Source organism: Clostridium felsineum DSM 794 (assembly GCF_002006355.2).
GTDB classification, from domain to species: domain Bacteria; phylum Bacillota; class Clostridia; order Clostridiales; family Clostridiaceae; genus Clostridium_S; species Clostridium_S felsineum.
Genome location: NZ_CP096980.1, coordinates 1,340,523 through 1,354,402 on the forward strand (window position 1 = coordinate 1,340,523; position 13,880 = coordinate 1,354,402).

The window sequence follows — 13,880 nt, forward strand, 5'->3', positions numbered from 1 at the left end:
CGTTAATTACACAGCTCTTTTATTATAATATTTTTTCATAGAGTCTAAAGACATCTAAGCCATAATGAGAAAGACCTAGGTCAACAGAAGAAACGTAGTTAAAACCACATTTTTCATACAATTTAATTGCAGGAAAGTTTTTCTCATAAACATCTAATCTAACAGCTTTAGCATGATTTTTAATACTGTATTTAGTTGAGAAATCTATAAGGCTCTCTCCAATACCATGCCTTAAAAACTTAGGATGAACTACAAAGGTATATATAATAAATACATCCGAATAATCTGATTCAAAACTCCATTTTACATTATAATATGCTGGTTCTGGCTTATGACTTAATATTAAAGAGCCTACTATTTTCCCATGGTATTTTGCAATATATAGATTGCCATTTTTTATACCATCAATTGCATTTTGTCTAACAGGATACACTCCTTTTATCCAGCCTGGATAGTTTATTTCTGATGCCAAATAGTCATTTAAATCATTATAAAGAAGTTCTAGTTCATCAATATCATTTATTGTACCTAATTGAATAGTAGGTGACACGTTTATCAACTCCCTAAAATTTTATTCATTAATATTAAGTTCAAGAAAAGTATTTCCATCTAAATCTTTTATTTCAAATAAATTATCGCAAAGTACAGCATAAGAATTTGGACTGTCTTCTTTTGGTATAGAGATAGAACCAGGATTTATTATGTATATATTATTTTTCTTTTTTGCAACAGGAACATGGGTGTGACCATAAAGAAAAATATCACCATCTCTAAGTTTGGGCAAATTATCCTCATTATAAACATGACCGTGAGTTAAAAAGACTCTTTTATCATTGTATAAAATAGTAGAGTAGGTTGACATTATAGGGTAGGTTAAGACCATCTCATCAACTTCGCTGTCGCAGTTTCCACGAATAGCAATTATTTTTTCACTATATGTATTTAAAAGTTCAGCTACATCTTTTGGATTGTAACCTAAAGGAAGTGGATTTCTAGCACCATGATATAATTCATCTCCAAGGATAACTATAAAATCAGCCTTTTCAGCGTTGAATCTATTTAGGGCTTTTTGAAGATAATTGAGTGAGCCGTGGATATCAGACATAAAAAAGATTTTCATTTTACATACCGTCCTTTCAATATTAAGTATATTTTATTTAATTTGAGAATTTGTGTCAACATAAAGAATATAATAATATTAATTCTACTGCCCATATAAATTTGAATAGGTGGTGAAATATTTTGGATAAAATAATACTGGAAATTTTAAAAGCTATGCAGCAGGACATTAAAGTGATTAAACAGGAACTAGCGGGAGCAAAAGAAGAAATAAGGCTTACAAAGCTAGAGGTAAAAAGATTAAAAAAAGGAGAAGAAGAGAAAAATAAAGTACTTATTGAATTACAAACACTTATGGATAATGTTTTGGAAAATCAGGAAAATATAAAAACAAAAATAGATAGCGTTGGTACAGAATGTGAAAGTATGAGAAAAGATTTAAGTAATATTGAAGTTATAACAGCTAGTAACTGGTCAGATATAGCCAAATTAAAAAATGTGAAATAATTCATACAGGTTTTAAAGTAAACTGCTATTTTCTAATTAAAATTATTTATGTGGTATACTAGTAAAGAAAAAGATTTGAATATAAAAGTACGAGGTAATAATATGAAGAAACTAGAGTTTAAAGATTTAGGATTAAGTGAAGAAATTTTAGAGTCAATAGGAAAGCTTGGGTACAAAACACCATCAAGTATTCAGGAAAAAGTTATCCCAATAATTCTTAAAAATAGAGATATAATTGCAAAAGCAAAAACAGGAAGTGGAAAAACAGCTGCTTTTGCAATTCCAATATGTGAAAAAATAGAATTAGAAGAAAAGGCTCCGCAGGTTTTAGTTTTAACACCAACACGTGAACTTGCATATCAGATAAAAGAAGATTTTTTAAACATAGGTAGGTTTAAAAGGTTAAGGTGCGTAAGTATTTTTGGAAAAGAACCTATTTCAAATCAAATAAGGGAGCTTAAGCAGAGATGTCACATTGTAGTTGGAACCCCAGGTAGAATATTAGATCATATAGAAAGAGAAACCTTAAATCTTTCAAAGATAAAATATGTTGTTATAGATGAAGCAGATGAAATGCTTAATATGGGATTTATAGAACAAGTGGAAGGGATACTTTCAAAGCTTGAAAAGAATAGAAATACCCTTCTTTTTTCAGCTACACTTCCGGAAACCATAGTGAATTTATCTGAGAAATACATGAAAAACGCTGAAAATGTTGAGGTGAAAGATGAAGCTTCAAGTAAAGGTGAAATTGAGGAGCTTTACTATAAGGTAGAGGCAAGAGAAAAGTTTTCGCTTTTAGTTAAGCTTATATATAAAGAGCTTCCCGGCAGTTCTATTGTATTCTGTAGAACAAAAGATAATGTGGAAGAGGTATTTGGTAAAATGAAGGATAAAGGATTTATATGTGGTGCCCTTCATGGTGGTATGCTTCAGCAGGATAGAATACAGGTTATGAATGACTTTAAAAAAGGTAAATTTACATTTCTAGTAGCAACAGATGTAGCTGCAAGGGGTATTGATGTTGAAAACATAACACATGTCATAAATTACGATATACCTATGGAGAAGGAAAGTTATATTCATAGAATAGGTAGAACTGGACGTATGGGAAACAGAGGAAAGGCTATAACCTTTGTTACTATGAAGGAAGAAAGATTTCTAAAAGATATTGAAAATGAATTTTCGCGTTATATAAAAGAAGGAAATATGCCAACAAAAGAAGAGGTTCTAAAGGGAAGAGAGACTTTAAAAAGTACCTCTCAAAAGCTCAATAAAACAAAACATAATAAAATAGAAAAATTAAATAAAGATATTACGAAGCTTCATTTAAGTGCAGGAAAGAAAAAGAAAATAAGACCGGGAGATATAGCGGGAACCATATCAAGCATAGAGGGAATAAAGCCTGAAGACATTGGTATAATTGATATACACGATAGTTTTTCATATGTAGAAATATTAAATGGTAAGGGAAATGTTGTTATTAAGGCAATGGAGAGTAAGACTATAAAAGGCAAAAAAGTTAGGGCACAGGTGGCACAGAAATAAAAGAAGTGAATATAATAATTAATGGTAATATTTTAGAGAGGTAAATTAGTTGAGGATATATGTTGTTAGGCCAGGTGACAGTGTTTACAGTATAGCGAGAAGCTTTGGCGTTACACCTGAAAGTATTTTAGAGTCAAATAAGCTTCAAAATAATCAATTAGTTATAGGTCAGACGGTTGTTGTACCGAGTACAGAAATATCCTATAGAGTAAGACCTGGAGATACCCTGTGGTCTATATCACGAAAGTTTAGGGTATCACCTGAAAGTATTCAAAAGTTAAATAATCTTCAAAATCCATCTCAAGTTTATCCAGGGCTTATTTTAAGAATACCTGAAAATGCAAAAAATTACGGAACCATAGAGGTAAATGCATTTATACAGCCATCAACCAAGGAAAAGGAAGATGCAGTTTTGAGTGAAAGTTTACCATATCTTACTTATATAACACCCTTTAGTCATCATGTAACAGAAACAGCAGGTCTCACACCCCTTGACGATGAAAATATAATAAATCAAGCAAAAAAAGCAGGGGTTAATCCAATGCTTTCTGTTACCAATATAACAGGCACCACTGGGTCAAATTTTAATAGTGAGCTTATAAGTAACATACTTAATAGTGAAACTCTTGAGAATATCCTTATAAATAATATTTTGAGTCTGATTAGAAGTAAAGGTTATTATGGGGTAATAGTTGATTTTGAGAGAATACCACCAAAGGATAGGGAAAACTATAATAATTTTTTAAGAAAGCTCACAGAAAGACTACATCCTGATTATAAAGTAGCAACAGCATTGGCACCAAAAACCTATGATATAAAGGAAGGTTCCTGGCATGGAGCACATGATTACAAGGCGCATGGAGAGATTGTGGACTTTGTTATAATTATGACCTACGAATGGGGTTGGTCAGGAGGCCCACCACTAGCTGTGGCTCCGATAGATCAAGTTGAGAAGGTAATAAGATATGCGGTAAGTGTTATTCCGCCTTCGAAAATAATGATGGGAATTCCACTGTATGGTTATGATTGGACGCTTCCGTATATACCTAAAGGAGAATTTGCAGAAACTATAGGAAATGATGAAGCAATAGAAAGAGCAAGAAAATATGGAGCTAGAATAAAGTATGACATAAAATCTCAGTCGCCTTACTATAACTATGTAGACGCAGAGGGTAGACAGCACGTAGTTTGGTTTGAAGATGCAAGAAGTGTTGAAGAAAAGTACAAATTAGTTTTTAGGTATAAATTAAAAGGTGTAAGCTATTGGGTTTTAGCTAGGTCCTTCACTCAAAATTTTAAGGTTTTAGATAATATGTTTATGATAAAAAAATATAATCAATAGAATAGCGATGGTATGAGTATATAATATTGGAACAGGAGCGTACATTAGTTTTTACGTTCCTTCTTTTATTTTTTGGAAAACATAAAAAAAGAATGAAGTAATATATTTACAAAACGATAATTAAGTTGAAAACAATATAATATATGGAGGAAGAAAAATGAAAAAAAAATTAAAAATCGTTATAAGTATGTCATTACTTATAACTTTTAGTAGCGTATCAAATGTATTTGCAGCATCAGTTAAAAAAGGAAACCATAATTTAAAATTGGCAGCATATTCGCAAATGAAAAAAAGTATCAAAACTGCAGAAGCTGAGACACATTATAATGAAGCTACACCTGGAAGTGGTTTTATTAATGCAAAAGTAGGGGATGTGTTAGATAACCCAGAAGAAAGTTGGACAAGATATGATGATTCTAATAGCAAAATAGTTTATAAAGGTAATTGGACAACTTTAAATTATGGAGGAGATGGTAACTGGGATAAACAATATCAAGGAACAAATTCACTAGATGCAAGTATTGTATTTTGTTTTAAAGGAACCAAACTTAGATTGATATCTTCAATGTCAAACTATTGTAGCAATAACATAATAGTAACTATTGATGGAAAAGTTGATCATTTTAATGAAGGAAATAATAGTGATGGTGCTTTATGGAAAATGTTGGCTTATCAAAAGGATGGATTAGAGGATAAAATACATACAGTAAAAATATCAATGGCTCCTAACGAAACAAAACCAATAGATAATAAAAAAAATGGTGAAAACAATTATTGGATGGAATTAGATGCTGTTGATATAGATACAACTGGTGCGTTAGAAGATTTACCTACTGTAAATTTAGATAAGACAGAAGATTCAATATTAAAAGATCAAACAGAGCAACTAGTGGCTACAGTTAATCCGGAAGATTTGGCAAATAAGGACTTAGATTGGGTATCAAGTGATCCAAGTATAGCAACAGTTGATGAATCTGGAAAAGTAACAGGGATAAAGCCTGGAAATACTACTATAACAGCTACAACTAAGGATGGAAGTAATATAAGTGCAACATGTAAATTAGCAGTTGATGATTATTGGACTGGAACTACTTTAGGTAATGCTACTGTAAAAAATAAATTAGATCAACCTGATAAGGGTTGGATAAGATATGATGATTCTAATAGTAGAGTATTGCATAATGGTAGCTTTGAGACTTTAAAACTTGGAGGAAGCGAAAATTGTGGAGGCTCTTATCAAGGAACCCATTCAAAAGATGCAAGTATTGTATTTTCCTTTAAAGGAACTAAACTTAGGTTGATATCTTCAATGTCAAACTATTGTAGCGATGGAATAATGGTAACTATTGATGGAAAAAGTGAATATTTTGATGAAGGAAATAATAGTGATACTGCTTTATGGCAAATGTTGGTTTATCAAAAGGATGGGTTAGAGGATACAATACATACAGTAAAAATATCAATGGATAATGAAACACAACCAACAACTAATACAAAAATTGGTGCAAACAATTATTGGATGGAATTAGATGCTATTGATGTTGGTTTAGATGATGGACAAGCTCCACAAGATTTACCGGAAACAAATTTGAATTAAAAATAGTAAAAATCGAAAAAATAATAGAACTCATTTGTTATGAGTTAATTGTTTAAAGTGAAAAATTTACAAACAAAGAAAGAAGGATATAGATTCCTTCTTTTTTATTTAGCATATTTAGATGCTATCAAAAAGCTAAAACAGGGAGCTTCAGCTCCCCCCTATACCTACTTTTGTATGGTCTCCACAAGCTTCTTTACAATGTCCTGCATTTCCTCTATTGCCTTAAGAATTTCACCTATATTTTCATTCTGCTGTTCAATATTTCCTAGAATCTCTTCACTTGAAGCTGCATGCTGCTCGGACATACTTGATATAAAATCCATTTCCTCTTCAATATCTTTGAACAGGTCAGTTATATTATTTATCATTCTAGTTTCATCAAATATATTTAGTTTATTTGTATTAAAGGAACTAACTACAAAATTAAATTTGTTTAAAACATCATAAACTAGAGTAAAGCTTTCCTTGGCAGCTAAATTTCCTTTTGCAACTTTATTGAAGGTTTCGTTTGTTATCAAGTTTATTTCTTCAATAATTTCATTTATATTGTTGACCATTTCAGAGCTGCTGGTTGCAAGTTTATTTATTTCATCTGCTACTATAGCAAAACCACGTCCTGCTTCACCAGCCTTTGCGGCTTCTATATTAGCGTTTATAGAAAGAAGATTTGTTTGGTCGGCTATGCGTTTAATAGAACTCAAAAATTTTGTTATTTTACCAGCACTTTCTTGGAGCTTTATTACGGTTTCAAGAGAGGAATCCACAGCATCCTTAACGACTCTTACCTTATCACACATAGTGTTTATTTTATCGGTACCTTCTTTTATATTATCATTTAGTGTTATTTCTGATTCTTTGATACCATTTGAAAGCTCTTCAACTTTAACTTCTTTTTGAAAAACTGTTTGTATTTTATTAGATATAGTTAATATACTTTTGGCTTCTTCACTTATCCCTTCGGCATTTTCGTTTACAGCTTGTGTTATTTCACCGCTGGATTGTTTTAGACCAATTAGATTTAAATCGAAGCTTTTTAGATTTTTATCTAGTACAGTTGAAGTTTCAGAAATCAAGTCCATTGAAGCTTCTAAATTTTTTATCAATTTTTGGGTTTCCAAATCTTTTTTTTGTAGAGATTTTGTTAAGGCATTAGCCCACCTAGTTAAGAGATATATTAATACTATTACAGCATTTACTAAAACTAAAGTGAATATGAACATGAGAAGATTTGAATTAAAACCTAGAAGCATTTTTGATGAAATTATATATAAAGTTATCAAGGATATATTAAGAAAAAATCCATGAAATATTATAAGCTTTTCATTAAAGTACGTAGATATGGTAGTCATGCTTATAAAAAAGTAGATAAAAAATGAAATAGTTGTTTTTGAATTAAAGTAAGTTAGCGCAGAAATAGATAGGAGCATTAAAAGACTGTAGAGCATACCTTTTGTAGTTGTTTTTAAATTAAGCTTGTATATTAAAATTGCAATAACTTCAATTGCCAAAGAGAGAACTATCAAACCTATAAACTCAAATTCAGATACTTGATTAAATGCTAGTACAAGAAAGATTAGCAAAATTGTAGATATCACAATGGTATTTATTAAATTAGCTTTTTTTAAATTGTAACCCATTTTTTCATCCATTTTAAGCATCCACAAATTAAAAAATGTGAATTTTGCACCTCACTTTTTTAAAATAATAAATCACATAAAAGATATATGTGATTTATTATTTTATCGTAAGATATTACGAACTTGATTGTTCAGTAGTAATAGTGAGTTTTAGAAGTGCATCATGAAGCTTTTCAAAAAGTAGTCCAGCCACTAACCAATATGGAAAGTAGTCTAATCTGGTTATGCCCTGAATTGTAAATGGACCATTATTGTAATGCCATGGACAGGTACCCAATACGAGAGCTAAAAAAGAGCCTATTAAATATTCAAAAATAATTATCAATGCTGAATAAATCGCCCCCCTTATTATAATAGGCAAATGTCTTATATTGTTGTGAATGGGTTCTAAAAAAATTGCCAAACCATATATTAAAAACATCCACATATTTGTCCAAGCACGTAGAGTTACATCACCATTTAACATGGAGCCAAACCCAGTCCATACAATTTCAACACACCAACCAGCAATACCATAAAGTATAAATCTTAAAATTTTCATGAGTTTAGTTTGCCTACATTAACTTAAAATATTCATGCATAAAAAAGTATTAAGAGGCTTCTATATATACTATGCAGTATAAATTATTTTGGTATTTTACTTAGACTTAACATTCCCATAATGTAATAAAGCTATAATTAAACTAAATATTTAAAGTGAGGTATGTTTATGAAATTCAGTAAGACAGAAAAAAGTTGGATATTCTATGATTGTACTATTTCTACCTACAGCATGATAATTATAACAGCTATACTGCCTATTTACTTTAGAATGGTTTTTAAAAATGGGGGCTCCGAGGCTAGCGCTACAGCTTATTGGGGGTATTCAAATTCTATAGGAAGGTTCTTAATAGCGTTATTAGCACCAATACTTGGAACAATTGCAGATTATATGGGATATAAAATGAAGTTTTTTAAGGTATTTTGCATTATGGGTATAGCATTTACAGGGCTTATTGCAGCAGTGCCTGATACCTCTTGGGTGCTTCTTGTTATAGTATTTATATTTAGTACTATAGGAAATGCGGGAAGTAACATTTTTTATGATGCTTTTCTAGTAGATGTAGCACCTAAAAGTAAAATGGATATTATATCATCTATTGCGTATGCAGCAGGTTATTTAGGAAATATTCTAGCATTTTTTATATGTATGAGTATAGTTATAGCAGCGCAGCTTAAAATAATTCCAATTTCTATTACCTTGGCATGTAAAATCGTATTTGTAATAACTGCAATATGGTGTTTAATATTTTCACTACCTATAATTAAAAATGTTAAGCAGGTTTATGGTATAGAAAAGGAGCCAAAGGTTTTAAAAAATAGCATAAAAAGATTGGGACATACATTGAAAAATATAAAGGAACATAAGAATTTAGTACTATTTTTAGTAGCATATTTCTTTTTCATAGATGGGGTAAATACTATCATAACAATGGCAACTTCTTTTGGCGCGGATCTTGGCATAAATTCTTCAATGCTTTTAGTTGTGCTTTTATTTACTCAATTTGTAGCCTTTCCTTGTGCCATTCTATTTGGAAAGCTTTCTTCTAAATTTAAAGGAAAGAAAATGCTTTATGTGGGAATAATAATTTATTCAATAATTTGTATATATGCAAACTTCATTCATAATATAGTTGGATTTTTTATACTGGCTATGCTAGTGGGAACTTCTCAAGGTGGAATTCAGGCACTTAGCAGATCATATTTTGGAAAACTTGTACCAAAGGAAAAGAACAATGAATTTTTCGGTTTTTTTAATATATTTGGGAGATTTGCAACTATTCTAGGACCTCTACTCGTAGGAGTAATAACTCAAATTACAGGCAAGTCCACTAATGGAGTATTCAGTATTTTGATTCTTTTTATAATTGGTGGAATTATGCTTACTAAGGTTAAAGATGATGGTTGTGATAGTGAAAATATTGTAGGAGATAGTGTTGCGGCTGCGGAATGATTTCTTAAAAAAAGCTGACTTATTGTTTGTAAGTCAGCTTTTTTCTAAACATGTTTTGGAAATTTGTCGTCAGCTATTTTTCCTTCCATTCCTAAATAATAACGATCTATTGGTTTAAGGTCATCAGAAAGTTCATATACAAGTGGAGTTCCAGTAGGTATATTTAAGTTTGCAATTCCATCACTAGGTATATCGTCAAGGTATTTAACAAGTGCCCTTAGGGTATTCCCGTGAGCAGCTATTATTATATTTTTTCCTGAGTTTATATCCTTAGATATTAAGTTGTTCCAATCTTCAAGAACTCTTTTTTCTGTATCCTCTAGATTTTCAGTAAGAGGAAGTTCTTCTGGTTTTAAAGAAGCATATTTTTTTTCATTTCCTGGATATCTTTTATCCGTCTTTTCTAAAGCTGGTGGTCTTACTTCTACTGAACGCCTCCAAAGCTTAACTTGATCATCACCATATTTTGTTCTAGTTTCATCTTTATTGAGTCCTTGAAGTGCACCATAATGTCTTTCATTTAATCTCCATGATTTGTAAACAGGTATCCACAAAAGATCCATTTCATAAAGTACTATTTGAAGAGTTCTTATGGCTCTTTTTAGAACCGAAGTATAGGCAGCGTCAAAGGTATAGTTATTCTTTTTTAGTATTCTTCCAGCTTGAGCAGCTTCACTAACACCATCAATAGATAAATCAACGTCTGTCCAGCCAGTGAATCTGTTTTCTTTATTCCATTCGCTTTGACCATGCCTTAATAGCACTAATCTTCTCACAATATCGCCACCTTTTAAATAAATTTACATTACTTATAAATTATTATTAGGCAAATGAGTAAAAATTATTTATAATATATAATATACTGTATTTAAAAAATGTTATATTATTATAAAAAAAGGATTAGGATATAATCATAATTTATATAATGTTTAAAGGTAATTTACACTGTAGAAAGGAAGATTAATTAAATGAGTAATAAAATTAAACCGTCGATTTTGCCAGGCTTTATGGAACTTTTACCTAAAGAGCAGCTAGTATTTAATGATATTGTTTCAAAAATAACTGGTGTATATGAGCAAAATGGCTTCTTACCTATGGATACTCCAATAATTGAAAAGGAAGAGGTGCTGCTTGCAAAATCGGCAGGAGAAACTGAAAAACAAGTATATCGTATTGATAAAGAAGATAAAAGGCAAGTTCTAAGATTTGATTTAACAGTTCCGTTCTCAAGATTTGCAGCTCAATATATGAACGATTTAACTTTTCCATTTAAAAGATATCAATTAGGGAAAGTTTATAGAGGAGAAAGAAATCAAAAGGGACGTTACAGAGAATTTTATCAATGTGATGTTGACGTTGTTGGAAATGGAAGCTTAAGTATAAAAAATGATGCTTTTGTAATAAATATGGCTTCAAAGGCTTTAAAGAAAATAGGACTTAATAGCTATAAATTTCAAATAAGCAACAGAAAAATACTTACAGGTATATTAGAAGGACTTAACATAACAAACATGCAGGAAGTTATGATTCTTATAGATAAATACGATAAAATTACAGAAGAACAATTTTTATCTGATTTAGTTAAGCTTGTAGGTGAAGAAAATTCTAAGGTTATTGATGAAGTTATAAAGATAAGCGGTTCAAGTGATGATGTTGTAGAAGGTCTAAAAAAAGTAGCTGTAAAAAATGAAATGCTTGAAAAAGGAATAGAGGAAACTGAAGAAGTTATAAAGTACCTTAAATTATTTGGAGTAGAGGACAGCGAGTATGCTATAAACCTTAAAATAATAAGAGGACTGGATTATTATACTGGTACAGTGTTTGAAACTCTTTTAACAGGTAATGAATCTTATGGCTCTATATGCTCAGGTGGAAGATATGATAATTTAGCACAAAATTATACTGAAAATGTTCTTCCCGGAGTAGGAATGTCTATTGGTATAACAAGACTTTTCTTTGTGTTAAAAGAAATTGGTTTTATAGAAAATTATAAGGGATCATTGAATGATAAATATCTTATAATACCTATAGGGGAAACCTTTGAATACTGCACTGAAGTTCTAAATAAACTTCTTCAAAGCGGAAAAAGTGCTGAAATATACTTTGAAGATGGAAAACTTAAAAAGAAACTTACATATGCAAATAAGCTAGATATAAAATATGTAATTTTAATTGGAGAAGATGAGGTTACAAATAGCGAACTAGTTATAAAAGATATGGTAACTGGTGAGCAAAAGAAATTAAAAATAGAAGAACTTTAATAAAGAGGCTGCGATTTTAGGCAGCCTCTCATTTTTCTATGCCACGAAATATTATTTTTATAACCTCTTCGATTGCCTCATGAGAAGTTAATTTATTAGAAAGTAAAAAGTCATAATCTAAAAATGTATTGCTAATTTCCTCAAATATTTTACATAGTATAGGAAAATTTATGTCCTCACGAATATGGCCATTTTTAATCTCTTCCTTTAATAAATTATTTACTGCGTTTACTTTGAAATCCTTCAAAAGATTGAGTTTCTTAAAAGCCTCTGGATAAAATATCTCCATATCCTTTAATATTTTAATAGGTAGTTTGTACTTATGATTTGAATATATTATATTATTGAGTTTTTCGTGGAAGTCAACCTTATCATTAAGCACATTTTCTACACTTTCTTTGTCTGATTTTATTACGGAATTAAAGAATTCTTCTATAATTGCATCCTTACTATTATAGTATTTATATATAGTTTTTTTACTTATCTTGAGTTCTTTTGCAATATCATCTACTGTGAATTTTTTAAGACCGTACATTCGTATTTTTTCAGCAGCTAAATCCAATATTTTATCTTTCATTTTTTCCTCCATATAAAGAGATAAAAATACCTATAAGTGCAGTTAAAATAATGGTTATAAGTACTCCGTTTTGCGAAATAGATAAAAAGGCTCCTGCAAATATTCCACCTAAGAAGGAACCTATATATTGGAAGGAGTTAAATATACCATTACCAGTTCCTCGGCAATTTTCATCTACAATATTATTAATGTTATTGGCGGTTAAGGTTACTAAACATACATATCCGCACATAAAAAGTATAGTACCTATTAGTATATAAGTAAAACTATTATTATTGAAATACAGAATATTTCCCAAAAGTATACTAGTAAATGAGACAATTATAATAAGTGATGTATTTTTTTTAGTACAAAATTTTAAAACAATTTTCATTACGATTACAGCGATAAGAATAGATGGGAAAAATACTTTCCACATTCCATATTGATCAGTTAGCTTTTCTAAATAAATAGGAAGAAAATAAAATACAGATACCATAATAAAATTGTTTATAAAGGCAGATAAATTTGAAATTATAAATGATTTATTCTTAAATAAAAGTTTTAAGTCACTTTTTAGAGAGTTAGCTTTCTTCTCTATTTTTTTATCTTCCTTAAGGAATAATAGGATATAAAGAGAATTTATAAGGAGAATAAGTGAACATACTAAAAACATCTTATTTACGGATATAAAGTGATTTATAATAGGGCCTATAGCGAAGGACAATGCAGCAGCAATAGCTATAAAAGATCCCAGTATTCCTAAAGCTTTGGTTCTATTATTTTCACTAGCAGAACTAAAAACCCAAGAGTAGGCAGAACCTATTATAGCACCACTTCCTTGAAGAAACCTTGCAAATATTAAAACATATATATTTTTGGCAAAGTAGGCAAGTAAAAGACCTAAAACAACTTGAATTAGTCCAAGTACAACTACAGGTTTATTTCCAATTTTATCACTTAATATTCCATAGGGTATTTGGAATAGGGCTTGGGCAATACCAAAGGTGCCAAGAGCTGCTCCTGCAAGTAAAGGAGTGTTATAAGAAAGTGTTTTACTGTAGGTAGATATAAAAGGCATTACTAGTGTCATTGACATCTGTCGTATTCCAAGTGCAAGGCTTATCATTACTACAAAAGAAAGTTCTTTTCTGGTTTTGTAATTTTGATCCATGTTTAGCAACTCCTTATTATAAACTTTGGAAACTAAAATAGTTTTACTGGTTTCCTAACTTTATAATAAGTCATAAATTTCCGTATGTAAAGTGAAATTTATTTAAAGCTAATAATATTTAGACAAGATAGGGTATTAAAAAACTGCAGCTATTCTGATTTTTACTCCAAACAAGATGAAAAACAGTAGTGAAAATTATGATA

At 30.3% G+C, this 13,880-nt stretch carries 13 protein-coding genes; 6 read left to right on the forward strand and 7 right to left on the reverse strand.

Annotated features, from left to right (window positions below; translation table 11 throughout):
- Window positions 1-22 precede the first annotated feature (22 nt).
- Both CLFE_RS06270 and yfcE read right to left on the reverse strand, forming a co-directional pair.
- Window positions 23-550 (reverse strand): GNAT family N-acetyltransferase, encoded by a 528-nt coding sequence (locus tag CLFE_RS06270; RefSeq protein ID WP_077832314.1) that lies wholly within the window; start codon window positions 548-550, stop codon window positions 23-25.
- 21 nt (window positions 551-571) lie between these two features.
- Window positions 572-1,120, reverse strand: coding sequence for a phosphodiesterase (gene yfcE, locus CLFE_RS06275; protein WP_077893441.1), 549 nt, complete (start codon window positions 1,118-1,120; stop codon window positions 572-574).
- 122 nt (window positions 1,121-1,242) lie between these two features.
- Here yfcE and CLFE_RS06280 point away from each other — a divergent pair, with 122 nt between their 5' ends.
- The 4 genes from CLFE_RS06280 (at window position 1,243) to CLFE_RS06295 (ending at window position 6,053) form a co-directional block, all read left to right on the forward strand.
- Window positions 1,243-1,566: a hypothetical protein gene (locus CLFE_RS06280; RefSeq protein ID WP_077893440.1), complete on the forward strand. Its 324-nt coding sequence runs from the start codon at window positions 1,243-1,245 to the stop codon at window positions 1,564-1,566.
- 102 nt (window positions 1,567-1,668) lie between these two features.
- Window positions 1,669-3,114, forward strand: coding sequence for a DEAD/DEAH box helicase (locus CLFE_RS06285; protein ID WP_077893439.1), 1,446 nt, complete (start codon window positions 1,669-1,671; stop codon window positions 3,112-3,114).
- A gap of 49 nt (window positions 3,115-3,163) precedes the next feature.
- Entirely contained in the window at window positions 3,164-4,456 is a 1,293-nt protein-coding gene (locus tag CLFE_RS06290) for a glycoside hydrolase family 18 protein (RefSeq protein ID WP_077893438.1), read from the forward strand.
- 157 nt (window positions 4,457-4,613) lie between these two features.
- Complete coding sequence (locus tag CLFE_RS06295; protein WP_077893437.1) at window positions 4,614-6,053, forward strand: Ig-like domain-containing protein; 1,440 nt, start codon at window positions 4,614-4,616, stop codon at window positions 6,051-6,053.
- Between the two features lie 167 nt (window positions 6,054-6,220).
- On the opposite strand, the gene CLFE_RS06300 is transcribed toward CLFE_RS06295, so the two are convergent.
- Together CLFE_RS06300 and CLFE_RS06305 are read right to left on the reverse strand one after the other, a co-directional pair.
- Entirely contained in the window at window positions 6,221-7,705 is a 1,485-nt protein-coding gene (locus tag CLFE_RS06300; RefSeq protein WP_077893436.1) for a methyl-accepting chemotaxis protein, read from the reverse strand.
- Between the two features lie 103 nt (window positions 7,706-7,808).
- Complete coding sequence (locus CLFE_RS06305) at window positions 7,809-8,234, reverse strand: putative ABC transporter permease (protein ID WP_077835653.1); 426 nt, start codon at window positions 8,232-8,234, stop codon at window positions 7,809-7,811.
- Window positions 8,235-8,402: 168 nt separating this feature from the next.
- On the opposite strand from CLFE_RS06305, the gene CLFE_RS06310 reads away from it, so the two are divergent.
- On the forward strand, window positions 8,403-9,686 hold the full coding sequence (locus tag CLFE_RS06310; protein ID WP_077893435.1) for an MFS transporter: 1,284 nt from the start codon (window positions 8,403-8,405) through the stop codon (window positions 9,684-9,686).
- Window positions 9,687-9,730: 44 nt separating this feature from the next.
- Here the strand turns inward: CLFE_RS06310 and gpmA are convergent, their stop codons facing one another.
- The gene (gene gpmA, locus CLFE_RS06315; protein ID WP_077893434.1) at window positions 9,731-10,462 is read right to left on the reverse strand and encodes a 2,3-diphosphoglycerate-dependent phosphoglycerate mutase; all 732 of its coding nucleotides are present in this window, start codon (window positions 10,460-10,462) and stop codon (window positions 9,731-9,733) included.
- A 192-nt stretch (window positions 10,463-10,654) separates the two neighbouring features.
- Here gpmA and hisS point away from each other — a divergent pair, with 192 nt between their 5' ends.
- Complete coding sequence (hisS, locus tag CLFE_RS06320; RefSeq protein WP_077893433.1) at window positions 10,655-11,947, forward strand: histidine--tRNA ligase; 1,293 nt, start codon at window positions 10,655-10,657, stop codon at window positions 11,945-11,947.
- 28 nt (window positions 11,948-11,975) lie between these two features.
- Here hisS and CLFE_RS06325 read toward each other — a convergent pair whose 3' ends face one another.
- Both CLFE_RS06325 and CLFE_RS06330 read right to left on the reverse strand, forming a co-directional pair.
- Window positions 11,976-12,524, reverse strand: coding sequence for a TetR/AcrR family transcriptional regulator (locus tag CLFE_RS06325; RefSeq protein ID WP_077893432.1), 549 nt, complete (start codon window positions 12,522-12,524; stop codon window positions 11,976-11,978).
- Complete coding sequence (locus CLFE_RS06330; RefSeq protein ID WP_077893431.1) at window positions 12,514-13,677, reverse strand: MFS transporter; 1,164 nt, start codon at window positions 13,675-13,677, stop codon at window positions 12,514-12,516. The genes CLFE_RS06325 and CLFE_RS06330 overlap by 11 nt, the downstream gene beginning before the upstream one ends.
- Window positions 13,678-13,880: the final 203 nt, after the last annotated feature.